Below are 1,154 nucleotides of genomic sequence, written 5' to 3'. Positions count from 1 at the left end.
TTATTAGGATAACGCTCTTAAAAAAGTTAAAATATCTTTGGAATATTAATCATTGGAAAAAGCAATAGGAAAAAGATAGAAACCTTGTTGGTACTTGATACCGTCCTTGACACTTAGTCCCTATTGCTTGTTTTCTAAAAAACCGAATAGAATGTTGTTTCGTCATAGGAAAACTCTTATCACACTGGTTCAGTAGAAAACACTTTTCCAATAAAATAAAGAACTTTTATAATGGCAAATTTAGAAAAAAAAGTAATCGGAGTAGATGTGAGCTCAAATATTTTAGTCATGAGTTTTTTAGATGATGAAAAAGAGCAAATCATCACTATTGGTAACAACAAAGTACATATTGAAAAGTGTCTGAAAAAGTGGGATACGAGCCAATTCAAAATTGTTGTAGAAGCTACAGGATCTTACAGTAGTAAAATTTTATATTACTCTCATTCTATGGGGTTTGAGGTTTATCAAGTGAGTGGATTATCTATTAAAAAGTTTTCAGAAGTAAAAAACCATATTAGTAAAACTGATCAGCAGGATGCCAGACTAATAAGAAACTTTGGAGAAACTATGACAATGAATCCATATGAACCGAAAAAAGAAAATATTGAATTCCTGGAGCAGGAACTCAACCTATGGCAAGATTTAGAACAGGAAAAAGCAAGATATTCACTGAAGCTTAAATCCCTTAATCAAAAGCCCATTGTTAATAAATCGGTTATAAAGCACTACGAAGCAATTATTAAAAGGATTAATAAAGATATTAAGGGCCTTGAGAAAAGACTTCCCCATCTGGAAGATAAAGAACTTAAAGAAAATAAAGATTTATTATCCAGCATAAGTGGAATTGGAGAGAAAACAGCCCTGCTATTACTTGTTGCCACCAATAACTTTAAAAACTTTAAACACTCAAAGGCACTTTGTAAATACTTTGGAGTCGTTCCTAAAATGTATCATTCCGGGAACAAGAAAATATCAATTGGAAAATGCAGAACCAGCAAGGGCTTTGTGAGGAGTATTTTATATGTATGCTCATGGAGCGCAATGCGATTTAATACACAATGCAAAGCTCTTTATGAAAGAATTCTGGAAAAAAAGAAATGTAAAAAAGTAGCATTAATTGCTGTATGCAATAAACTTTTAAGACAAGCTTTCGG

At 32.0% G+C, this 1,154-nt stretch carries 1 protein-coding gene; it reads left to right on the top strand.

Annotated elements, in window-relative coordinates; genetic code table 11:
- Positions 1 to 231: 231 nt before the first annotated feature.
- The coding region (locus tag BM143_RS23665; RefSeq protein WP_090027844.1) for an IS110 family RNA-guided transposase at positions 232 to 1,154 on the top strand (923 nt) is incomplete at its 3' end.

Source organism: Chryseobacterium oleae (genome assembly GCF_900115055.1).
Classification (GTDB): domain Bacteria; phylum Bacteroidota; class Bacteroidia; order Flavobacteriales; family Weeksellaceae; genus Chryseobacterium; species Chryseobacterium oleae.
The sequence above is the reverse complement of the archived record's forward strand: the minus strand, read 5'-3'. Positions and strand labels throughout refer to the sequence as shown.